A 22,365-nucleotide genomic window follows, 5' to 3' on the forward strand; every position below is an offset into this window, starting at 1 on the left:
CTGTTACTTTATTTCTTCTACCTCTACGCGCCGGTTGCGGGCATCGGGGGAGGGATATAGGGGCCGGGAGTCTCCGTAACCAACCGTGCTAAGGCGTTCTGCTGCCACACCGGCCTTCACCAGATATGCCTTCACCGCCTCGGCGCGCTGCTCTGATAGCACTAGGTTTTTCTCAGGCTCGCCAATTTTATCGGTGTGGCCCGCTACCCGCAGCTTTAGTAGTGGCCTAGCCTTCAGTTCGGCCGCTAACTGATCAAGCGCTGGAAGGCCTTCGGGTAGCAGTTCGGGTGTGCCAAGCTTAAACAAAACGGTAGGCAGCACTACTGGCTGGGGGGCCAGCACTGGCGCAAGAACGGGGCGCGCGGTATCAGCGCGGGCAACCTCCGGGCGAGTGGGAGCTACCGGCGTGGCGGGTGGCCTAGCCGGCGCTTTGCCCGTAACCTGAATGGTAATGGGCACTACTGCACTCTGCCGGGTAGGATAGTAGCCCTGAGTAAGGTAAAAGGTAGTGGTTTTGGTGAGCTTGGTACGGTAGGTATTACCGGTGGTTACCGGCTGCTTCAGGTCGGCATCGGCGTACCACAGCACGTTGCGGCCCGATACCCGAATGGTGCTTTCGACGCCGGCCGCTACTTTAGCCGGCGACTTCAGCTTGACGCGGTAAAAAGTAAACGTACCGATGTCGCAGTTACCAATGGGGGTATAGGTAGCATGCCCGGTTAGTCGCTCCAGCTTAGGGTCGTAGGTGAACGTGATAGAGCCTTCGCACCAGTAAGAGCCCGGTGTGCGGCCAGTTTCATTAAGTTTCTGCTGGTGCATTAACTCCATACCCGTAGGGGTAGGAGTAGCCTGTACCTTAAACGTTACGGTAACCCAAGGCTGCCCGCCTACCTGCTGATATAGAACTCCAAACAGCGTGTTGCCTTTTCCCTTCTGCAGGCGCAGCTCAGCGGGCCAGGTGGCATTCGGCTCTCGTTCTCCCGTGTCGGTTTCTACACCTTGCCAAATGCCTGCCAACGACTGAGCATGGGCAGGGGCCACCCCTAGCAGAAGGGGTATAAGTAGAACGTACCAACTAATGCTTTTCATCTTACCAAGTAAACCTAGTGTGATGAATAGAGTCGGGCGGGGAGGGTGAGGTTGCTTAGGCCCCACCCAAAACCCCACCGATTAGCCCAAATAGGCCATATCCTCGGAGCTAAGCTGAATAGCCGCTGCCTGCAGGTTTTCTCGCAAGTGGCCTAGCGATGAGGTGCCGGGAATGGGCAGGATCCAAGGCGACTTGTGCAGTAGCCAGGCAATGTTAATCTGAGCTTCCGTGGCGTTATGCTTCCGGGCTATTTCGGCAATCCTGTTGCCGGCCTTGGGCAATCCATGTATGAGGGAGAAGAAGGGAATGAGCGGAATGCCGTGTTGCTCGCAGAGGTCAAGCACTTCCTCACCGCCGGGGTTAGCGCCATGAGGTAGCTGCACGGTGGTGCGCTGCGCGTAGCTGTACATGTTTTCTACGGTGGCAATGGGGCCTAGCCCCAGGCCAGTTTCCAGCTCTTCGCGGGTCACGTTGCTGAGGCCTATGTGCAGGATCTTACCCTCGCGCTGCATGTCAAACATGGCGCCGAGCTGCTCCTCGAGCGGCACCGGGCCGTGGCCCATCAGGCGCAGGTGCACCAGTTGAATCTGATCTTGCCGGAGGGTGCGCAGGTTGTTATCAATACTGGTGCGCAGGTTTTCGGGGGTATTGAAGGGTACCCAGCTTTTATCGGGGCGGCGGGTGGCACCTACTTTGGTGCATATCACCAGGTCTTGCGGGTAGGGGTGCAAGGCCTCAGCAATGAGGCGGTTAGTTACGTCCTCGCCGTAATAGTCGGCGGTGTCAATAAAGTTTAGACCCGTTGCTATAGCAGTCTGCAGGATCTGCAGTGCTTCAGGGCGGTTGGCGGGCTCACCCCAAATCTCAGGCCCGGTAAGGCGCATGGTACCGTAACCAAGCCGGTTGACAGTAAGTGGGTGAGCGGAGTTTTTAGCGATAGTGATTGTCTTGGGCATAGAGAACATACGGAAATCAAGCCAAAGTATCCAGCATTAAGTTTAGTATGGCTAGCAAGCACGCGCTTGCCTCAAGAAGCCATAGCGAAAAGTATGGTTGTAATGTATCCTTTACCGCTGGCGAAACTAGTAGGCAGGTGAAATTGAACTTGATTCAGAAAATTAAATTGGCATCAGAGGTTAAATAAGAATTGATAAATCCCGTATTGCGGCTTGAGATAAGTTGGTGAGTGATTTTAAATCAATACTATATTTGATAAAACTAGAATTGATTTTGATTTTTAGTTAGTTGTATATTTTTGTACAATAGGTATTATTTCAAACGATGGATATTTGCTGGCGTATAAAATGGCAGTACTAGCTCTTCAGGTTGAACAACCTATAACCTAACAAACTACAGCCATGAAAACGACCCGCTCCATTCTACTCTTCACTTTCTTTGCCCTAGCTGCCTCCGGATGCGCGACTGAATCCGGAGTAAAGGTAGGCAGTGACCAACTCGGGGATACCAATGCTACGGTAGGGACTACCCTAGCCACCAACGCCTCGGATAGCCCCGACTTTGGTAAATACAAGACGTACTCGTGGTCTTCACAGATTTCCAACCCGCAAAACAGTATCTTCTTTCTCAATGATCTGCTGTTCAAGAGAATGGTGGTAGATGCAGTTGAGCACGAAATGGCCTCTAGGGGCTATACATATATGCCAACGGGCGGCGACCTGGTGGTAAACTTCCGCTCGTTTGAGCAACCCACCGAAATCGTCAGCAATGACAACCTGGGTGCTGGATACTGGGGAGCCAATGAGCCCTACGCCTACAATGCTCAACAAAAAGTACAGCTGGACAAGGGCAGTATTCTGCTACAGATGATTGACCGTGAAAAAGGGTTAGAGGTATGGCATGGCTATGCCTCCGGCCTTACCGATGGCAACGTATTCGATAAGAACAAGGACAAGGTATACGTAGCTGTAGGCCAGATATTCAAAGAATATAACCATCGGGCCGATGGTTTATAATAATTTATGACACTAATCTAAATACAAAAAGCCCTTGAAGTATACTTCAAGGGCTTTTTGTATTTATGCAAATAAAGATAAATCAGAAAATGATATTGCGTATTATGAAATACAGGGCTGACAGGGGCTTTAAATTAAAGCGTCTGGGGCAATTAAGTGCAAAATAACGTTGCCGTTAATTGCACCAGATTAGAGTGAACATAAGCGACCAGCCTATCCTATACGGGTACTCAGCCCGCGGCGTAGTGCGTGCCAGCCGCTGTATCCGATAGTGCAAATTGCTCTGGCAGAGCCGCCTTCTTCAGGTACGCGCACTACTGCTTAATACCCTCCCTGTGCCCTACGCTGAATGCGCTTTTCCCAACGCTTGCGCTTGGGGGCAATACTGCCGCGCAGGTATTTCTCCATCACCATTACCGCGCAGGGCGCAGCGGCGGTAGCACCAAACCCAGCGTTTTCTAAGTACACCGCCACGGCTATTGTAGGGTTGCTAGCCGGCGCGAAACCCACAAAGGCGGCGTGGTCGTCGCCCTCATCGTTCTGGACGGTGCCGGTTTTGCCCGCCACCGTAATGCCTACATCGGCAAGGCTGGAGGCGTCGGCGGTGCCGCCTTTCTGCATCACGGCCACCATGCCGGGCACCAAGGCCGCAAAGTTAGCGCTGTCGATGAGGGTGTAGCGCTTCTCGGTGAAGCGTGGCAGGGGCCCGACGTCCCCGATGCTGCGCACCAAGTGGGGTGGGTAGTACCAGCCCCGGTTAGCCACAATGGCCGCCATAGTAGCCATCTGTAGGCCAGTGAGGTTGATTTCGCCCTGCCCGATGCTGAGCGAGTAGAGTGAGCGGTACGTCCAGTGGGTAGTACGGCGGGCCTTATCGTAGTATTCGGGGGTAGGCAGGAAACCCGGGGCCTCGCGCGGCACATCTACCCCCAGCACCGAGTCAAGCCCGAACGAGCGCACGTAGCGGCGCCACTGGGCCAGGTTGGCATGGCGGGCCGCTACGGTATCCTGCACCAGACTGTCGGGTACGTAGTTGATGAGGTTCTGCATCGTCTGGTAGAAATACGGGTTGCAGCTGTATTTCAGGCCCAGCGTCAGGGTTTTGGCGGTGGGGTGGTGGTGTACGCAGCTGATCAGCGCCTGGTCGCAGCGGAAACCCGTAGTGGGAGTGATGGAGCCAAGTTGCAAGGCCACGGCCGCATTCACGAGCTTAAACACCGAGCCGGGCGGGTTAGCCAGCATGGCCGGGCGATTGAGCAGCGGCAGGTCTTCATGGGCCAGCAGCTCAGCACGCACCCCGGCCCGGTCGGGCGCGGTAATGGTAGCCGCATCATACACCGGCGCCGACACGTAGGCCAGTATCTCGCCGGTACGTGGGTCTAGGGCCACCAGGTAGCCCTTGCGGTTGCCCAGCAGTTTCTCTGCGTAGGCCTGCAATTTCACATCCAGGGTCAGGTGCAGATCCTGGCCTTGCTGGAAGGTGGTGTCTTTCGCCCAGGTGCCGTGTTGCTTACCCTTAGCATCTACCAGTGGGTGCAGGTAGCCGTGTCGGCCGGTGAGCAAACCATTATAATACGCTTCTACGCCCCCGCTGCGCAACCTGTAAAAGCGGCCCCGGCGGTAGCGCTTGGCCTGACTATAAAAGCCCCGCGCCTCGCTGCTTTTATAGCCCAACACCGGCGCACCTGCCGCAGTAGTATACACCCGCTGGTACCGTTTACTAAGCGTGAGTGTGGGCCACTCCGCGCTGTCGCGGCGGACGCGGCGGGCTTCAGCCGCCGTAAGGCGAAGCTGAACCGGGTAGCCGGCGGGTGCCTCTTCATAGGGCAGGGCCTCCGCAATTCGTCGCCGAACGGTAGTAGAATCCCAGCCCAGCAACTGGCCTAGCGCCAGCGTATCAAGCGGGGGGCGGCGCGGCAGCTTCAGCAGAAATACCTGGCGGGTATCCACCAGCACTGAGTCGTGGCGGTCGAGGATGCGGCCCCGGATGAGGGAGTCAGCCACCACCACGCGCTGCCGGGCATACACTTCGCCCGTTGTGGGGTCTTGGGCTGGGGCGCTGGTTTGTTGTTCGGGCGATGAGCAGGCGGCTAGGCCTATTAGCAGGGCCAGTAATTTATTTTGCCATCTGTTGAAAGCCATACGCATCAGGCAAAGCTAGACATTTGGCTGAAGTGGGGCCTGTGCTTCCTGGGGTAAAGGTGACAGCAGTAGCCAAATACAGAAAAACGTAATTCGTGCTGACCTGATTTTGTGCCAAATCTGGGCTGATTTATCCCTTTCATTGAGTTGATAAAAGGCTAAGCTTTTAGCCTGGTAACTACTCCATGTTTAGACACCGGCTTTGCTTACCGGCTTACTGTTTACGCACGAGCCTGCTGCCGACGGAAGTACACGAAGAAGGGGAGACCCGTCAGGATAAGCCCTAGGCCTAGCAGCGACTGCGTGGGCTGCGTAATGAGCGTATGCCCGGTAAACGTGAGGGCAAACAGAATCAGAATGATCTGCACGAAGGGGTAGCCCGGCACTGGACCCGGAATGCGGCCCTGTCGTTTCATTTTTACTACCGCCACGGCCAGCAAACCATAGAATAGAAAGGTGGCGAAAATGACCAAATCCGTCAGGCGCTCGAAGGTGCCGGATATAACCAGCAGGCTACTCCAGGTCAGGGTAAAAAACAGGGCGCGGTACGGGGTACGAAAGCGGGGGTGCACCGCCGCTGCTGATTTAAAGAAGTATCCTTCCTGCGCCATACGAAAATGCACGCGGGTGTGGGAGAGCAACACCGAGTTGAGGGTGCCAAACACGCTCACCAGAATCAAGACTGTTACGCCCGTTTTTCCCCATCTGCCTAATAATGCCTCTGCCACCACGGCCGCCCCAATTTCATTAGGCCCTACGGCTGCCAGCTGGGCCAGGGGCAAGGTGCGCAGGTATACGTAGTTGATGAGCACATACAGCACAATAGCTATGCTCACCCCACCAACAATGGCGCGGGGTACATTGCGCCGCGGGTTTTTGATTTCGCCCGTCACAAAGGACAGGTCCACCCAGCCATCGTAGGCCCAGAACACGCTTAGCAGAGCGCCAAAAAAGGCACTGGCCAGCGATACTTCCCGCACGGGCGCTACCACCGCCGATGTGCTGCCGGAGTCGGGCGAAGCCAGAAACAAGCCCGCCATGATGAGCAGAAGTATACCCGCAATTTTTGCGGCCGTAAACATGTTGCTAAGTCGCCCGCTGTCGCTCACTCCCCGGTAATTCACCCAAGTAAGTGCGGCCGCAGTGCCGATGGCTAGTATCTTGATACCGGAGTCGGCGAAGGGATAAATGAGTCCGCCAACAGAGAGGTGCGCCCAGGCCTGGGCTGGGTTGGGTAGGGGCAGGAGTGCATTCACGGATTGGGCGAAGATGAAAGCCAGCGCCGCCACCGAAGCCGAGCCGATGATGGCAAAATCCGTCCACCCAAACAGGAAGGAGGCGAAATTGCCAAACGACAGCCGCAAATACTCATACACGCCCCCCGACTCCTCGGTGAGCGAGGCCATGCCCGACAGGTTCAGGGCGCCGCAGATGGTCACCAAACCTGCCGCCATCCAGGCGGCCAGTATCCATTCCGCGCTTAGGCCACTCTGCGCCAGCGGCACAATTTTCTTAAACACGCCCGACCCAATCACAATGCCTGCCACCAGCAAGGTCCCGCTGCCCACGCCAAAGGCTCGAATAAGCGTTACGGGAGCTACTCCGGGAGACTTCTCAGGATCTTTCATGCTTTAAGATTAACGGTTTTACTACTGTTATATCCGCAACTGGTGTGCCGCTGTACCCATACAGGAGGCCTGACTTTCGGATCAGGACTGATCATACATCAGGCCGACCTAACCGCAAGCCGGGCCGCGGACTCTAGCGTTTCTCAACGGCCCGAGGCTGCCTTAGGGCACTCACCAGGTGCCAACAAGGGGCAGATGAACTGCCCCTGGCCGCCGACTGATATTAGGCAGAACCACTCAGTACCCATGCCGGGCCCGGCCTTGAATACGGGCTTCCCTGCTCTTGCGCTTGGCAGCAATGCTGCCCCGCAGGTACTTTTCCATGACTAGGGTGGCGCAGGGCGCTGCAGCATCCGCCCCAAAGCCCCCGTACTCGATATACACCGCAATGGCAATCGTAGGATTGTCGGCGGGGGCAAACCCCACGAAGGCCGCGTGGTCGTCGCCTTCGTCGTTTTCTACCGTTCCCGTTTTGCCGGCCACCGTAATGCCCACATCTTCTAAGCTCGAGGCGTCGGCGGTACCACCCTTTTGCATGACAGCTATCATCCCGGGTACCAAGGCCGCAAAGTTAGCGCTGTCGATGAGGGTGTAGCGTTTTTCAGTAAAGCGCGGCAGCGGCCCGCCGTCCCCGATGCTGCGCACCAGGTGGGGTGGGTAGTACCAGCCCCGGTTAGCAATGATGGCCGCCATAGTAGCCATCTGTAGGCCAGTGAGGTTGATTTCGCCCTGCCCGATGCTGAGTGAATAGATGGAACGGTAGCGCCAGCGGGTGGTACCCCGGGCCTTGTCGTAGTATTCGGGGGTAGGGAGGAAGCCGGGAGCCTCGCGCGGGATGTCTACGCCCAGCACCGAGTCGAGGCCAAAGGACCGGACGTAGCGGCGCCACTGGGCCAGGTTGGCGTGGCGGGCCGCTACGGTATCCTGCACCAGACTGTCGGGTACGTAGTTGATGACTCGCCCCATTACCTGGTAGAAGTAGGGGTTGCAGCTATATTTCAGCCCGGCGGTTAGGTTGCTAGGGGAAGGGTGCCGATGCACGCAGCTGATGAGTTTCTGGTCGCAACGGAAACCAGTGGCGGGAGTGATGGAGCCAAGTTGCAAGGCCACGGCGGCATTCACCAGTTTGAATACGGAGCCAGGTGGGTTGGCGCGCATCGCGGGCCGGTTAATCAGCGGCATACCTTCTTGCTGCAAGAGCTTGGCCCGCACCCCGGCCAGATCAGGCGCGGTAATAGTGGCGGGCTTGTATATGGGTGCCGACACGTAGGCCAGTATCTCGCCGGTACGTGGGTCTAGCGCCACCAGGTAGCCCTTGCGGCGGCCCAGCAGTTGCTCGGCGTAAGCCTGCAGTTTCACATCGAGGGTTAGGTGCAGGTCCTGACCTTGCTGGAAGGCAGTATCGGGGGCCCAACTGCCCTGCGTCTGGCCTTGCACATCCACCAAGGGGTGCAAAACGCCCCGGCGCCCATTGAGAATGCCATTATAATAGCCCTCAATACCCCCGTTGCGCAGCTGGTAGAAACGGCCCCGGCGGTAGCGCTTAGCTTGGTTGTAGAAGGATTCTGCCTCGGCATTTGAGTAGCCCAACACGTGGGCCCCTACGCTGGTGGTATAGGCGCGCTGGCGGCTTTCCGTTAGCGTAAGGCTAGGCCACTCGCCGCTTTTGCGGCGTACCCGCGCCGCCTCGGTGGCCGTAAGCCGGAGCTGGACGGGGTAGCCTGCCGGGGCTTCCTCATAAGGCAGGGCATCGGCAATGCGTTTCCGGATGGTGGTGGGCCCCCAGCCTAGCAATTGGCCTAGCGCCAAGGTATCGAGGGGCGGGCGGCGCGGGAGCTTGAGTAGGTATTGCGGGCGGGTGGCCACTAACACTGAGTCGTGGCGGTCGAGGATGCGGCCGCGTTGGGGCACCTCTGGTAGCACCACGCGCCGCTTGGTGTAGAGCAGGGTGGTATCGGGTGCCTGAGTGGGGAGGTCAGTTGGCTGCTGTTGAAGGGAAGAACAGGTGACCAGCACCAGAAACACGGTTAGTAAACTCATTCTCCAAATCGCAGACAGGTAAAGCCAGAGGTATCTGGGGTGCTTTACGTAGTTGCCAAGGTCCTAGATGTGCTGCCCACCCAGTCGGGCGTAGCTGTTGCCGTTTCCATTGGCTTGAAGGCGCCGCTAGGCCACTGCTTAGCTTGTGGCTTCCGCACATGGCTAGGCCAATCGCCCGCTGCTGCCGACCGAGAAATAGGCCCTCTGCTTCAGAAATGCTACCTACAGGATATTGTCATTTTCGGCTAAGCTAGACGCACATGTCAGTCCTAAAGAGCGAGTTAACTAGAATTTAACTGTCCTTGGTTTGCCCTGTTCGCGGTAAACAAGAGAGTATTATTTAAGAACGATTTGTGCGTGAAACGAAAGGGGGACCCATTCATAACAATTTCGTTTCTACGTGAATGATATGTTGCTGATTTATAGCTCTTTGTTCTTAAGATATAAATAGAACAAAAGCCCAAGACGTGGTATAGCTACTATAATTGTATTTAGGGAATTTCAACAGTTGAGTTTACTCCCTTTTATGAAGGGATTATTTAATGAGCAGTGCGTGTAAAATATTGATAATAAGGCCTCAACGGCAATCAAATACTCCGTGGTTGCTGATGCCTGCGGAGGTAAACCAAGCAGGATATGGTCCGTTGAAATGGCAGAGCACGAACTACTTGCTCTTGACCTTATATCCTTTTGAGCTATGAACACAGACGACCTGAAACAACTCATTAAAGATGGCTTATCGGCCCAGCGCGCCGGCAGCCAAGTGGCAGCCAAAGCCACCGACGAAATCCCCAACGATGCCAAGCACCCCGAGCTGAAAGCCGCCCTGCAGGAAGGCAACGAAACTTCCAAGAAGTGGGCTCAGCGTATTGAGGACGCCATTGCCGAAGTAGGCGGTGCCGAAAACCAGAACAATGAAATCCTGGAGGCCCATTACCGCGTGAGCAAGGAAATCCGGGCCAAAGCTACCTCCGACCCTGCGCGCGACCTGGGCATCATCGCCAGCGGCCAACTAGCCCTGCACTACTGGATTGCTTCCTTCGGCACTGTAGCCTCGTATGCCGCCTCCGCCGGCCTCACCCAAACCGAGCAAAACCTGAAAGCCTGCGTGCAGGAAGCCAAACAAGCCGACGATAAGCACACCGACATCGCCCAGCGTATCCTCGCCGAGCAGGGCCAGGAATAAGGGGAGCTGTCATCTTTGTAGCAACTCTATAGCAATCCTGTTGACCGTAACACAACCGCGCCGCTGGGGCGGCAGAGGAGGCTAGGGTTGCTGTGGTGTGGCTGGGGCTAATTAGGCTGTAATAAACTCGTACCTAATAAGGTTTCCACCCGCCTTCCCCTAATAGTTTTAAGCTTGTTAGGCGGCCTACCGGTCCTCTCGCAATGATTTATTAAGCTCATAGGCCTGCCGATCTATCCTTAAAGCTCCCGTAAACAACCTTGCCACCCACCGCCGCTGCCGAAGCTTGGCGCAGCTTGGAGTAGCGGGCGGATGGGTAAGGTGGGCGGGACCCCTTCACGCACAACACCCTGCCTTCACGGGGTTGGGAAGGCAGGGTGTCGATGAGATAGGAAACTCACTAATTCAAGTTTTTCTGCTCGCTATGATAGCTTCTCTAAAAACAGAAGAATCGATAAAAGAGCTCTTAATATGTGGTTCTAAAGTGTCAATTAGTGCATCTTCATTGTCATTCAAATTGAGAAACATAATCTCACTTTCATGATTAATGTAAATAGTAATTAATCGGTCATCACTGAAAAAGTAAAGGCTATCGAATTCATAATAGTTAAGAAATTTTTCGCTTTCAAAATGGTGAACTGCAAATTCATATTCTAAAAGCTTAGATCGGCAATTATCATTGAGCCGAAATTTGCAAACTATATCACCTTCGGCTTCAGCCAAGCCAGTGATGTGAAGCTCCCAATCGGCAAAGTAGTTTAATCCTTCTGGAAACAAATCTGCTTTTTTAAAAACGCTATTAAAAGCAAAGCTGTCAGAAATCTTGAAAACGTAATTGCTAAGCACGTTCCGCCACTCTTCGTCGGATATAGAATCCCAAGATGGAAAACCACCGGTTTGAAGATTTAGGTTACTGAAAAAGGATTTGTTGTGCAGTGCCATTTCGATACCTGCTGTAATTACATATTCCGGCGATACTGCCCGCCTACCTCAAACAACGCATTGGTTACCTGGCCTAGGGAGCAGAACTTCACGGTTTCCATCAACTCTTCAAAGAGGTTGCCGTTAGCTACCTGTTGCAGTAGGCTCTAGGAGTGATCAGGGCGTACTATTACAAAACGCACCCGTTCCCGCTTTACAAAGTGCCCAGCTGCTGCTGATGCGACTAAATCACCAATAGTTAATATCTCTTGGGGTGATTTGGGCTGTTGGAGTTCAGAAGCGAATGGATTGCCAATAGGCTCTTTAATAAGCTTCGTAGCTGATTTGGGATTAAATGGCCAATAGAATATACCCACTAAAAGTTTGACGACCCAGGCTATAAGATAAACGGCTACATAAAATAGAAGCAAAAAGGTATAGAGAGGATTGCCATCTGACCCAGGTTCTGAACTGATAAGGCCGGTAAAGTCGAAGTTTGATATATCAACAGAGAACCGTTCAGAGAAACTCAGAAGTAATTCTTCTGTGTCCTCTCCACCACAACCCATGTCTTCCTCAATACCCGTTCGGAGGTTATAGGCATCTTCCCACCAAAGAGCCTCTTTTACAAAGGTTGGTACTTGTTCTGCTGCGCGGCGTAAGTCAGAAAAACGAATGTATATAGTTTCCATAAAAACATAAAAGGGTGCTACCTCAGCAAGGTAGCACCCTTTTGCATTAGCGTAAACTAGCCAATTACATATTCCGCCGGTACTGACCGCCTACCTCAAACAGGGCATTAGTCACCTGGCCTAGGGAGCAGAACTTCACGGTTTCCATCAGTTCCTCGAAGAGGTTGCCGTTAGCTACTGCCACCTGCTGCAGCTGCTTCAGGCGCTGCTCAGTGGTGCCTTGGTTGCGGGCGTGCAGGTTCTGCAGCATCGTGATTTGATACTGCTTTTCCTCCTCCGTGGCGCGGATAACCTCGGCCGGGATGACCGTGGGTGAGCCTTTAGAGGAGAGGAAGGTGTTCACGCCGATGATTGGATACTCGCCCGTGTGCTTGAGCATCTCGTAGTGCATGCTTTCCTCCTGAATCTTGCCGCGCTGGTACATGGTTTCCATGGCGCCCAGCACGCCGCCGCGCTCCGTAATCCGGTCAAACTCCAGCAGTACGGCTTCCTCTACCAGGTCGGTCAGCTCCTCGATGATGAAGGAGCCTTGCAGCGGGTTTTCGTTCTTAGCTAGGCCTAGCTCGCGGTTGATGATGAGCTGGATGGCCATGGCCCGGCGCACCGATTCCTCAGTGGGCGTGGTGATGGCCTCATCGTAGGCGTTGGTGTGCAGGGAGTTACAATTGTCATAAATGGCGTAGAGGGCCTGCAGCGTGGTGCGGATATCGTTGAAGTCGATTTCCTGGGCGTGCAGGCTCCGGCCGCTGGTCTGGATGTGGTACTTCAACATCTGCGAGCGGGCGTTGGCGCCGTACTTCAGCTTCATCGCCTTCGCCCAGATGCGGCGCGCCACGCGGCCAATTACGGCGTACTCGGGGTCGATGCCGTTGGAGAAGAAGAACGACAGGTTGGGGGCGAAGTCGTTCACGTCCATGCCCCGGCTCACGTAGTACTCCACGAAGGTGAAGCCGTTGCTGAGGGTGAGAGCCAACTGAGTAATGGGATTAGCGCCCGCCTCGGCAATGTGGTAGCCGGAAATCGACACCGAGTAGAAGTTGCGAACCTTCTCCTTAATGAAGTACTCCTGCACGTCGCCCATGAGGCGTAGGGCAAACTCCGTGGAGAAGATGCAGGTATTCTGGGCCTGATCTTCCTTCAGGATGTCGGCTTGCACCGTGCCGCGCACCTGGCTGAGCGTGCGCGCCTTGATGGTGGCGTACACGTCGGCGGGCAGCACCTGGTCGCCGGTTACGCCGAGCAGCATGAGGCCTAAGCCATCGTTGCCGGCGGGCAGCTCACCCTGGTAGCGGGGGCGCTCCAGGCCTTTCTCCTGATAGATCTGATTGATCTTGGTCTCAACCTCGTCCTCCAGGCCATTCTCCTTAATGTACAGCTCGCACTGCTGGTCGATGGCCGCGTTCATGAAGAAAGCCGCCAACGTAGCCGCCGGACCGTTAATGGTCATCGACACCGAGGTGGTGGGGTTAGCCAGGTTGAAGCCCGAGTAGAGCTTCTTGGCGTCGTCGAGGCAGCAGATGCTCACGCCGGCGTTACCAATTTTGCCGTAGATGTCGGGCCGGTGGTCGGGGTCTTCGCCGTAGAGCGTCACGGAGTCGAAGGCCGTGCTCAGGCGCTTGGCTGGGAGGCCTGCCGATACGTAGTGGAAGCGGCGGTTGGTGCGCTCGGGTCCGCCTTCGCCGGCAAACATACGGGTGGGGTCTTCGCCCTCGCGCTTGAAGGGAAACACACCCGCGGTGTAGGGGAACTCACCGGGCACGTTCTCCTGCAGCTGCCAGCGCAACAAATCACCCCACGCGGTGTAGCGCGGCATGCTCACCTTCGGAATCTGCTGGTTAGAAAGGCTAGTAGTATGCGTCTGGATGCGAATTTCTTTGTCGCGCACCTGAAACACAAACTCCGGGGCTTTGTAGGCAGCTACCTTTTGCGGCCAGGTCTCCAGAAGCTTCCAATTTTGCCCGTCCAGACGGAGCTTGATTTCCTCGAAGGTGCTCTCCAGACCGGCCACGAGGCTTCCTGCTCCGGATGCGTGGCTGCCGTGCCCGCTGCCAGATCCGCCAGTGGCGTTTCCGAGGCTTTCGACGGCTCCGATGGCTTGCTTGATTCCATAGAGCTGCTGAGCAGTGTCAGCTTGTTTTTGAACCCACTGGTCATACTGGCGGTTGGTTTCGGCTATTTCAGAAAGATAACGCGTGCGGTGGGGCGGAATGATATAAATCTTCTCCGAGTCTTCCTTGCTGGTTTCGAGGTGGGACGCAAACGGTACGCCCGTTTTAGCTTCTACGGTAGCCAGCACGGCGCGGTACAAGCGGTTCATGCCGGGATCGTTGAACTGCGAGGCGATGGTGCCGAATACGGGCATCTCGTCCAAGGGCTTGTCCCAGAGCTGGTGGTTGCGCTGAAACTGCTTGCGCACGTCGCGCAGAGCGTCGAGGGCGCCGCGCTTATCGAACTTGTTGAGGGCAATAACGTCGGCGAAATCGAGCATGTCGATTTTCTCCAGCTGGGTGGCGGCGCCGTACTCGGGCGTCATCACGTAAAGGCTGGCATCGGAGTGCTCAATGATTTCAGTGTCCGACTGGCCTATGCCCGAGGTTTCGAGGATAATCAGGTCGAAGTCGGCGGCCCGCACCACATCCACGGCGTCCTGCACGTAGCGGCTCAGGGCGAGGTTGCTCTGGCGCGTGGCAAGGCTGCGCATGTACACCCGCGGCGAGTTGATGGAGTTCATCCGAATTCGGTCGCCGAGCAGGGCCCCGCCGGTTTTGCGCTTGCTGGGGTCAACGGAGATGATGGCAATGGTCTTCTCCGGGAAGTCGAGCAGGAAGCGGCGCACCAACTCATCCACCAACGACGATTTACCAGCACCACCCGTGCCCGTGATGCCTAGGATGGGGGCTTTCTTGGGCTCCGAGGAAGCATTGTTAATCCGTTGGTCAGAGCCGAACTCCGACTGCTGAAAATCGGCAATCAGCTGGCCTTTCACGCGCTCAAACTCCTGGGGGAAGTTCTCGGCGGCGGAAATCAGGCGGCCAATGCTGCGGGCGTCTTTCTCCTTCACGTGGCCAGCCTCGCCGTTCAGGTTCTGGCCAGTCGGGAAGTCCGACTTCTGGAGCAGATCATTAATCATACCCTGCAGGCCCATGGCGCGGCCGTGGTCGGGCGAGTAGATGCGGGTGATGCCGTATGCCTCTAGCTCCTCGATTTCGGTGGGCAGAATTACGCCGCCGCCGCCCCCGAAGATTTTCACGTGGCCGGCGCCGCGTTCCTTCAGCAGGTCGTGCATGTACTTGAAGTACTCGTTGTGGCCGCCCTGGTAGGAGGTAATGGCAATGGCCTGGGCGTCTTCCTGAATGGCACAGTCCACAATTTCCTGCACCGAGCGGTTGTGGCCTAGGTGAATTACCTCGGCACCGCTGCTCTGAATGATACGGCGCATGATATTGATGGCGGCGTCGTGCCCATCAAATAGGGCGGCCGCCGTCACGATGCGAATGTGGTTCTGAGGCTTATACGGAGCTACGGGAGCTGCTTGCATAGCGCGGGGGAATTTGGGTGGATTTTGGGGTAGCGAAGGTACGAAAAAAGCCCCGGCGAGGTGGCCTAGGGCTTTTCATTACCAAGGTTCTTGTGAGTGGTTCGGTGAAAAAGAAGAGTATCAGCGTGGGGCAGCAAGGTGAGGCGGCAAATATATATTGAGAGGAACACCAAACTGGCTGGCTAAGCTCTGGCCAAAATCATGGGCCGCCTGCAGTCTGTCTATTGAAAATGCTTGCAAGGTGATACCTGTGTTGGACTGGGCAACTGAAAGCATGACAATGAGTTCTTCGTTGCGTTTGTGATCATCCTTCCAGATTCCCCAACTGTTTTTTGATGAGGGGGTGGTATTGTGAGTGACAGTAGAAAAATACTTAAGTGTCACCCCTGCTATTGGGGGCAGCGGTTCCCAAGAGCCTACTACATCACCTAGGACCGTGTAGTAAGTACGTTGAAGTCTGTTAGTAGTATCTATTTCTAAACCTGTTTGTACAAGCCAATGTGCTCCTACGCAGGATACCAACCCGATAACAGCTGATAGCAGGGGTGCGCAACCCGCAATAATTAAGATGAAAAATAGGGTAATGGGTAATCCGAACGCCACAGGCCCGAATGACGCCTGAGTAAGACGTAATATCATAAGCTGTTTATACAGTTAGGTGAATACTACTAGCATTAATGAGCAAAGCCCAACGCGATTTGCAGCTCCTACTGGCCTAGATAATAACTAAGTTCACTACTCCGTCATGACGGTGAAGTAGAGGCTGGGCTGCATGGGGTGGGTAGTCCAGGCGGCTTCGCTGTTTTCGCGCTCTACTACTACTTGCTTGGCTTGGCGCGTGACGGGGATGGAGAAGTACTTATCCCACGGGTCCTTCTTCTCGCTTTGCAGCCATTGAATAGTAGCAAATACAGGCTGGGCTTCTAGCTCCAGGGCGTAGGGGCGCAGGTCAATGGTTTGCCAACCGTGTTCCTTGTTGGTGCAAATAAGTTGAATGTCGCGCGTGACTAATACTCGGCCGGGCCGGCCCTGCTCTACAGCGTAGAGGTTCAGCCGGAAGCGCAGGTGCTCGTAGGTGTTGGTGGCCAGAAAGACGTGAAACTCCTCTAGGTAGGTGCGTTTTGTGGGCTTGAGTAAGGTGCCGAATTCCCAGCCCCATTCATCGTCTACCGTCTCCTTGCCGCTAGAGCCCGCCAGCCACAGTATATCACCTTTCGCATTGTTGCGGCCTAATAGGCTAGGATGCACGCGGCGGTGTTCCACTATTACATCGCGTAGGGTCTGCTCTTGTGGCGCCAGCTGAAACTCCCGTTGGCCGGCGGCAAGGGTTTTTGGCAGCACTACTTCGCGGGAAAATCCAACGCTGGAAACTATCAGGGTATCTGTCAGGCCAGCAGGTAGGCGCAATAAGTAGTGGCCCTGCTCGTCGGCTACTGTACCAATGCTGCGACGCGGCACGCCGAGGGTGGCGAAGGGCACTGGCTCACCAGTTTTAGTATTGATAATGCGGCCTTCAATGATGGTTTGAGCACGCAGGCTAGCACTAACCAGCAAAAAGGAAAACAGGAGGGAAAGCTTAGGAGGCATGGAGGGGAGAAGTCCCAGCCAGGAAGCTGCCACCGGCAGTAAGTACGGAGCAGAATGGGCGGAAGCTAGGAGGCAGTAGAACGGAAAGTGAACCGGTAGATACACAAAAGAAACACCTGGGCTGCTTGGTGGCGGCCCAGGTGTGGGGTATTCAGTTAGGAGCAATTACTGTGCGGCTTTTTTCTCCAGCGTCTGCAGCAGCTCGTCAGCGGCTTTTTCAATGTCGCGGTAGCCCTGTTGGGCAGCGCGCTCCTTGGCGGCAATCAGGCCGTCGCGGTGCACAGTTTTGAAATCGCCGTAGGGGAAGTGGTAGCGGCCTTTGGTGTCTTCGCCTTTGCTTTTGTCCAGGCCCAGGTGCCACTGGCTGTATTCTTGAATTTCGTGGGTATCCAAGAACTTGTTTTCGGCGCTGGTATCGGGGTTGTGCTGGCCCCAGTGGCCTTTGTCATTCTTCAGTTTGCCATCCTGAATGAGTTGCTTGGCAAACTTTACAGCGTCGGGGTTCAATTGAATGCTCATAAGAGGGGAGAGGTTAAGTGAACAAGAAATTGAGGTATGCAATCTGCTCAATACCTTACGCCTCGCCCGGCCTTTCTGTTAAGGTTGAGCTAACCCCCTGAACACCGGCTTAAAAGATAGAGCCTAGCATATTCCTGCCGCTGAGCTCCGCCAGTTAGGTAGGGCGTCATCACTGTAGGGCAGTCTGTGGTCCTGGCTTGGGTCTGCCAAGTGCTAAGCCCACGCACTCTACGTATACCTCCACATCCGGCGGTTACTACAGACTACTGCGCGCGTCAGGCTCATACGAACTGGTGGCCGCCGGGAGTGCCGGCTCGCCGAGCATCCAGGTCGCGGTTGAGCTGAAAGGCCGTGCTGATGAGGGCCAGGTGAGTAAAGCCCTGCGGATAGTTGCCAATCTGCTGGCCCTGCGGCCCAATCTGCTCAGAATACAGGCCTAGAGGGCTGGCAAAACCCAGCAGCTTCTCAAACAATAGGCGCGCCTTGTCAAGCTCACCGCCTCTTGATAAGTTTTCAATGTACCAGAAGGAGCACATGGTGAAGGTGCCTTCCTCCCCGGTGAGGCCATCGGTGGCGCCGCCCTCACTGTGGTATCGGAAAAGCAGGGAATCTAGCAGCAATTCCTTCTCAATCGCGCGCATGGTAGCCTGCCAGCGTGGCTCAGCCGGACTAAACATCCTGACCAGAGGCAGGAGCAGGGCCGATGCATCAAGCACGTTGCTACCCTTGTACTGCACAAACGACTGTTTCTCCTCACTCCAGAAGTTGTGGTAAACTTCCTCGTATATCTCATCGCGCACCCGCAGCCACTCCACCAACGGGGCGGGAAACGACCGGTCGCGGGCAATGCGGACGGCCCGGTCCAGGGCCACCCAGCACATCATCTTCCCCGAGAGAAATTCGCGCTCTTCGTCGCGCACCTCCCAAATGCCGTGGTCGGGGCGTCGCCAGTTTTCGGCTACGTAATTAGCCAAGCGGCAAACCTGCTCCCAGAAGTTGTACGTAATGCCGCCACCATACTTATTGTAGAGGTAAATGGTGTCCATCAGCTCCCCGTAAATATCCAGCTGAAACTGCTTGGCCGCGCCATTACCAATGCGTACTGGCTGAGAGTTCCGATAGCCACTGAGGTGGCCTAGCTCCTGCTCGGGGAGGTCGGAGGTGCCATCTACGGCGTACATCAGCTGCAGGTCGCCGGCATCGGTAAGCTCCTGACAGCGCTGCATAATCCAGCGCAGAAAGGCTTTTGATTCCAGGGTGAAGCCCAATCGAAGAAAGGCATACATGGTAAAGGCGGCATCCCGGATCCAGGTGTAGCGGTAATCCCAGTTACGTTCCCCGCCAATACTCTCCGGCAGGCCAAACGTAGCAGCCGCCACCGTTGAGCCGTGCTGAAGGGATGTCAGCAGCTTCAGGGTAATGGCAGAGCGGAGTACCGTTTCGCGCCAGCGGCCGGTGTAGGTGCTGCTTTCCACCCAGTTGCGCCAAAAGGTAAGTGTGTCATCGAAGGCAGCCTCAGTATAGTGGTGCAGGTCGCGGGCAATAAATGTGGGGTCATCAACTGGGGTAGCCTCAATCACGAAGCTGGCCGTTTCGCCGGCTTTCAGGGTCCAGCGGCCCGTGGCCTCACACGTATCTGTGAGTGCAAACGGCTGGTTGCCCAGCAACCGAAACTGAAAACCGTCGGGGCCTCTGCTCTTGAATAGAATGGTGGCATCATCCTGCGGGTGGGCCTCATGGGAAGTGCGGGCATAATCAAAGCGGGGGCAGCAGCGCATCTGAAACTCAATAGCGCCTTTGATTACGCGCACGGTCCGCACCACGGCACAGTTCTGCGCCTCACGCTTTACGGGCATAAAATCGGTGAGCTCCGCAATGCCGCCCTGCGTGAAAAAGCGGGTGAGCAGCACGCCCGTGTCAGGCAGGTATAGCTGCTTGCTCTGTACGTCAGTGCCAACCGGCTGCAGTACCCAGGAGCCGCCATTTTCCGCATCCAGCAGCGCCGCGAATATTGTGGGCGAGTCAAAGCGAGTAAAGGGCAGATAATCCAGGGAGCCAAGCTTCGACACCAGCGCCACAGTATGCAGGTTGCCAATGAGGCCATAATCTTCCAGCGGGAGATAGTCGGGCATGTAAAATCAGGCTGAGGTATAACAAGAGTAGTTGCTAACGAATACGCCGGGTAAAATGCCGAGCTGCGCAACAATTTTTGTAAGAAGATTTAATGGCATAAACCAAACTCAATAGCGTTCATTGGCACAGCAAAACGTCATCCTGAACTAATGGAAGCATCTGGCGTGCTGAGGTTACTGTAGTAACCCAACGACACAGGCGAAATGACTCTCTCAACTCGACGTAACAGCTACGCATAATGGCCAGGCTCTTCAGTGAAGATATTTTGGCCTGGCTACGCCCAGTTGGTCGCTAGCCACCTAGTTGTGTAACTGACCTACATAAAACAGCCGGACCGCCGCTGGGCAGTCCGGCTGCATTGAGTGGCCTAGGCCACTAATACTACTGGTTTTCTACGGCCCGCACGCCCGCCTCCGCTACGGCGTGGTCGTCTTCTACGGTGCTGCCCGACACGCCGATGGCTCCAATAACGCGGCCGCTAGCGTCTAGAATTGGGATGCCTCCGGGGAAAGTAATTAGGCCTCCATTTGAGTGCTCAATATTGTAGAGAGAGCCACCTGGCTGCGAAGCCTTGCCCAGGTCGCCGGTAGGCATATCGAAGTAGCGGGCAGTTTTAGCCTTGCGGATGGAGATGTCGAGAGAGCCGAGCCAGGCATCATCCATCCGGATGAAGGCCGTTAGGTTGGCGCCGGCGTCAACCACGGCAATATTCATTTTAACGCCCATGTCGAGGGCTTTCTGATGAGCGGCGTGTATGGCTTGTTGAGCAAGTTCGAGGGAGATTCCCATGGTGTTGATTGGGGGTTAAGTAGATGTAATGATTTTGCCTACAACGGTATTTTGCCTATTGCTAGCCACTACTTAACCGGAAGCGAGGCCGATTGATATCGGTCAGCACCAAAAACTACAGGGAACGTCTGTGGCCTAGGTCTGTTATAGACCTGTAATACCGCCCAGGCCTAGGCAAACCAACCATGCTAAAGGGCTAGCAAGAATGTAGAATAGGGCTAGCTGACGGTGCAATAACCGCTTCAGTTAGCATTTACGAGGCAATTTTAGTACCTTCGCCCTTGGAAAAAACTGCCTCTAGTGAAGAACATCCGCAATTTCTGCATCATCGCCCACATCGACCACGGTAAGAGCACCCTGGCCGACCGACTACTGGAATTTACCAGTACCGTATCGAAGCGCGATATGCAAGCGCAACTGCTCGACAACATGGATCTGGAGCGGGAGCGAGGCATCACTATCAAGAGCCACGCCATCCAGATGCAGTACCCCTATAAAGGGGAGATATACACGCTGAACCTGATCGACACGCCTGGTCACGTCGACTTTAGCTACGAGGTATCCCGCTCCATTGCTGCCTGCGAAGGCGCTCTGCTAATCGTGGATTCTTCGCAGGGTATCGAAGCCCAGACGATTTCGAACCTGTACCTGGCTATCGGTTCCGACCTCACTATTATCCCGGTTCTCAACAAGATTGACCTGCCCCACTCCATGCCGGAGGAAGTGTCAGATGAAATTGTAGACCTCATTGGCTGTGACCGGGATGAGATTATTCCGGCCTCGGGTAAGTCGGGCATTGGCATTGAAGCCATCCTGAACGCCATCTGCGAGCGTATTCCCGCGCCTCAGGGCGACCCGGAGGCTCCCTTGCAGGCCCTCATCTTCGACTCGGTGTTTAACTCCTACCGGGGTATCGAAGTACTATTCCGCATTAAGAACGGCACCATGCGCAAGGGCGATAAGCTCCGCTTCATGGCCACCGGCAAAGAATATGGCGCCGACGAAATTGGTATTCTTGGCCTCAACCAGGAGCCCCGCCCCGAAATTTCCGCCGGCAATGTGGGCTACCTGATTTCCGGCATCAAAGAAGCCCGCGAAGTAAAGGTCGGTGACACCATTACGCACGTAGCTAGGCCTACCATGGAAGCCATTCAGGGCTTTGCTGATGTGAAGCCCATGGTATTCGCCGGTATCTACCCCGTTGATACCACCGAGTACGAGGAGTTGCGTTCCTGCATGGAAAAGCTGCAGCTCAATGACGCCTCCCTGGTATGGGAGCCTGAGACGTCCGTGGCCCTGGGCTTCGGCTTCCGTTGCGGCTTCCTGGGTATGCTGCACATGGAGATTGTGCAGGAACGTCTGGAGCGCGAGTTCAACATGACGGTGATTACCACGGTGCCCTCAGTGCAGTTCCACGCCACGGGTACCAAAGATCAGCTCCTGACCATCAATGCGCCCTCCGAAATGCCGGAGCCAAATTCCATCAAGCTGATTGAAGAACCCTTCATCAAGGCCCAGATCATTACGGCTGCCGACTATGTAGGGCCCATCATCACGCTGTGCATGGAGAAGCGGGGCATCATTAAAGGCCAGAGCTACCTGACCAGTGAGCGGGTAGAGCTGTCGTTTGAGCTGCCACTGTCAGAAATCGTGTTCGACTTCTTCGACAAGCTGAAAACCATCTCCCGCGGTTACGCTTCGCTCGACTATGAGCTGATCGGCTTCCGCGAGTCGGACATGGTGAAGCTGGATATCATGCTGAACGGCGAAAAGGTCGATGCCTTGTCGGCCATTGTGCACCGCAGCAAATCCTATGAGTGGGGCCGCCGCTTGTGCGAGAAGCTCCGCGAACTGCTCCCCCGCCAGATGTTCGAAATTGCCATACAGGCCAGCATCGGGCAAAAAATCATTGCCCGCGAAACCGTGAAGGCTCTGCGCAAAAATGTACTGGCCAAGTGCTACGGCGGCGACATCAGCCGGAAGCGCAAGCTGCTGGAAAAGCAGAAAGAAGGCAAAAAGCGGATGCGCCAAGTGGGCTCCGTAGAAATACCTCAAGAGGCCTTCCTGGCCGTATTGAAAATCGATTAAAGACTGAAACGCGCCTCGCAAGGGCGCGTTTTTTTTGCG

At 55.4% G+C, this 22,365-nt stretch carries 16 protein-coding genes; 3 read left to right on the forward strand and 13 right to left on the reverse strand.

Annotated features, from left to right (window positions below; all coding sequences use genetic code 11):
• Nucleotides 1-3: 3 nt before the first annotated feature.
• Together HMJ29_RS17035 and HMJ29_RS17040 are read right to left on the reverse strand one after the other, a co-directional pair.
• Entirely contained in the window at nt 4-1,089 is a 1,086-nt protein-coding gene (locus HMJ29_RS17035) for an OmpA family protein (protein WP_171592619.1), read from the reverse strand.
• 81 nt (nt 1,090-1,170) lie between these two features.
• Entirely contained in the window at nt 1,171-2,046 is an 876-nt protein-coding gene (locus HMJ29_RS17040; RefSeq protein ID WP_216634067.1) for an aldo/keto reductase, read from the reverse strand.
• Between the two features lie 402 nt (nt 2,047-2,448).
• Here HMJ29_RS17040 and HMJ29_RS17045 point away from each other — a divergent pair, with 402 nt between their 5' ends.
• Nucleotides 2,449-3,063: a DUF4136 domain-containing protein gene (locus tag HMJ29_RS17045; RefSeq protein ID WP_171592621.1), complete on the forward strand. Its 615-nt coding sequence runs from the start codon at nt 2,449-2,451 to the stop codon at nt 3,061-3,063.
• A 321-nt stretch (nt 3,064-3,384) separates the two neighbouring features.
• Here the strand turns inward: HMJ29_RS17045 and HMJ29_RS17050 are convergent, their stop codons facing one another.
• The 3 genes from HMJ29_RS17050 to HMJ29_RS17060 all read right to left on the reverse strand — a co-directional run bounded on the left by HMJ29_RS17050 (nt 3,385) and on the right by HMJ29_RS17060 (nt 8,873).
• Complete coding sequence (locus tag HMJ29_RS17050) at nt 3,385-5,205, reverse strand: peptidoglycan D,D-transpeptidase FtsI family protein (protein ID WP_171592622.1); 1,821 nt, start codon at nt 5,203-5,205, stop codon at nt 3,385-3,387.
• Nucleotides 5,206-5,426: 221 nt separating this feature from the next.
• Entirely contained in the window at nt 5,427-6,833 is a 1,407-nt protein-coding gene (locus tag HMJ29_RS17055) for an APC family permease (protein WP_171592623.1), read from the reverse strand.
• Nucleotides 6,834-7,070: 237 nt separating this feature from the next.
• Nucleotides 7,071-8,873: a peptidoglycan D,D-transpeptidase FtsI family protein gene (locus HMJ29_RS17060; protein ID WP_171592624.1), complete on the reverse strand. Its 1,803-nt coding sequence runs from the start codon at nt 8,871-8,873 to the stop codon at nt 7,071-7,073.
• Between the two features lie 697 nt (nt 8,874-9,570).
• On the opposite strand from HMJ29_RS17060, the gene HMJ29_RS17065 reads away from it, so the two are divergent.
• Nucleotides 9,571-10,059, forward strand: a complete 489-nt coding sequence (locus HMJ29_RS17065; RefSeq protein WP_171592625.1) for a YciE/YciF ferroxidase family protein — start codon at nt 9,571-9,573, stop codon at nt 10,057-10,059.
• Nucleotides 10,060-10,464: 405 nt separating this feature from the next.
• On the opposite strand, the gene HMJ29_RS17070 is transcribed toward HMJ29_RS17065, so the two are convergent.
• From HMJ29_RS17070 to HMJ29_RS17105, 8 genes are all read right to left on the reverse strand, one after another.
• Nucleotides 10,465-11,001 (reverse strand): hypothetical protein, encoded by a 537-nt coding sequence (locus HMJ29_RS17070; RefSeq protein WP_171592626.1) that lies wholly within the window; start codon nt 10,999-11,001, stop codon nt 10,465-10,467.
• 146 nt (nt 11,002-11,147) lie between these two features.
• The gene (locus tag HMJ29_RS17075; RefSeq protein WP_171592627.1) at nt 11,148-11,672 is read right to left on the reverse strand and encodes a DUF1493 family protein; all 525 of its coding nucleotides are present in this window, start codon (nt 11,670-11,672) and stop codon (nt 11,148-11,150) included.
• A 64-nt stretch (nt 11,673-11,736) separates the two neighbouring features.
• On the reverse strand, nt 11,737-15,210 hold the full coding sequence (locus HMJ29_RS17080) for a methylmalonyl-CoA mutase family protein (RefSeq protein WP_171592628.1): 3,474 nt from the start codon (nt 15,208-15,210) through the stop codon (nt 11,737-11,739).
• Nucleotides 15,211-15,330: 120 nt separating this feature from the next.
• A complete protein-coding gene (locus tag HMJ29_RS17085) occupies nt 15,331-15,849 on the reverse strand; it encodes a hypothetical protein (RefSeq protein ID WP_171592629.1) in 519 nt (172 codons plus the stop codon).
• A gap of 96 nt (nt 15,850-15,945) precedes the next feature.
• The gene (locus HMJ29_RS17090; protein WP_171592630.1) at nt 15,946-16,797 is read right to left on the reverse strand and encodes a carboxypeptidase-like regulatory domain-containing protein; all 852 of its coding nucleotides are present in this window, start codon (nt 16,795-16,797) and stop codon (nt 15,946-15,948) included.
• Nucleotides 16,798-16,962: 165 nt separating this feature from the next.
• Entirely contained in the window at nt 16,963-17,316 is a 354-nt protein-coding gene (locus HMJ29_RS17095; RefSeq protein ID WP_171592631.1) for a hypothetical protein, read from the reverse strand.
• Nucleotides 17,317-17,597: 281 nt separating this feature from the next.
• Nucleotides 17,598-19,448, reverse strand: a complete 1,851-nt coding sequence (locus HMJ29_RS17100) for a glycoside hydrolase family 15 protein (RefSeq protein ID WP_171592632.1) — start codon at nt 19,446-19,448, stop codon at nt 17,598-17,600.
• Nucleotides 19,449-19,830: 382 nt separating this feature from the next.
• Complete coding sequence (locus HMJ29_RS17105; RefSeq protein WP_171592633.1) at nt 19,831-20,238, reverse strand: GlcG/HbpS family heme-binding protein; 408 nt, start codon at nt 20,236-20,238, stop codon at nt 19,831-19,833.
• Between the two features lie 300 nt (nt 20,239-20,538).
• Here HMJ29_RS17105 and lepA point away from each other — a divergent pair, with 300 nt between their 5' ends.
• Entirely contained in the window at nt 20,539-22,326 is a 1,788-nt protein-coding gene (gene lepA, locus HMJ29_RS17110; protein WP_171592634.1) for a translation elongation factor 4, read from the forward strand.
• Nucleotides 22,327-22,365: the final 39 nt, after the last annotated feature.

This window comes from Hymenobacter taeanensis, assembly GCF_013137895.1.
In the GTDB taxonomy this organism is placed as follows: Bacteria; Bacteroidota; Bacteroidia; order Cytophagales; family Hymenobacteraceae; genus Hymenobacter; species Hymenobacter taeanensis.

What these genes read in the sequence shown, in the direction of transcription:
- HMJ29_RS17035 (WP_171592619.1), bottom strand. Translation starts at nt 1,089, where the DNA reads ATGAAAAGCATTAGTTGGTACGTTCTACTTATACCCCTTCTGCTAGGG.
- HMJ29_RS17040 (WP_216634067.1), bottom strand. Translation starts at nt 2,046, where the DNA reads ATGCCCAAGACAATCACTATCGCTAAAAACTCCGCTCACCCACTTACT.
- HMJ29_RS17065 (WP_171592625.1), top strand. Translation starts at nt 9,571, where the DNA reads ATGAACACAGACGACCTGAAACAACTCATTAAAGATGGCTTATCGGCC.
- HMJ29_RS17100 (WP_171592632.1), bottom strand. Translation starts at nt 19,448, where the DNA reads ATGCCCGACTATCTCCCGCTGGAAGATTATGGCCTCATTGGCAACCTG.
- HMJ29_RS17105 (WP_171592633.1), bottom strand. Translation starts at nt 20,238, where the DNA reads ATGGGAATCTCCCTCGAACTTGCTCAACAAGCCATACACGCCGCTCAT.
- HMJ29_RS17050 (WP_171592622.1), bottom strand. Translation starts at nt 5,205, where the DNA reads ATGGCTTTCAACAGATGGCAAAATAAATTACTGGCCCTGCTAATAGGC.
- HMJ29_RS17075 (WP_171592627.1), bottom strand. Translation starts at nt 11,672, where the DNA reads ATGGAAACTATATACATTCGTTTTTCTGACTTACGCCGCGCAGCAGAA.
- HMJ29_RS17095 (WP_171592631.1), bottom strand. Translation starts at nt 17,316, where the DNA reads ATGAGCATTCAATTGAACCCCGACGCTGTAAAGTTTGCCAAGCAACTC.
- HMJ29_RS17085 (WP_171592629.1), bottom strand. Translation starts at nt 15,849, where the DNA reads ATGATATTACGTCTTACTCAGGCGTCATTCGGGCCTGTGGCGTTCGGA.
- HMJ29_RS17090 (WP_171592630.1), bottom strand. Translation starts at nt 16,797, where the DNA reads ATGCCTCCTAAGCTTTCCCTCCTGTTTTCCTTTTTGCTGGTTAGTGCT.
- HMJ29_RS17045 (WP_171592621.1), top strand. Translation starts at nt 2,449, where the DNA reads ATGAAAACGACCCGCTCCATTCTACTCTTCACTTTCTTTGCCCTAGCT.
- HMJ29_RS17055 (WP_171592623.1), bottom strand. Translation starts at nt 6,833, where the DNA reads ATGAAAGATCCTGAGAAGTCTCCCGGAGTAGCTCCCGTAACGCTTATT.
- HMJ29_RS17070 (WP_171592626.1), bottom strand. Translation starts at nt 11,001, where the DNA reads ATGGCACTGCACAACAAATCCTTTTTCAGTAACCTAAATCTTCAAACC.
- HMJ29_RS17080 (WP_171592628.1), bottom strand. Translation starts at nt 15,210, where the DNA reads ATGCAAGCAGCTCCCGTAGCTCCGTATAAGCCTCAGAACCACATTCGC.
- HMJ29_RS17060 (WP_171592624.1), bottom strand. Translation starts at nt 8,873, where the DNA reads ATGAGTTTACTAACCGTGTTTCTGGTGCTGGTCACCTGTTCTTCCCTT.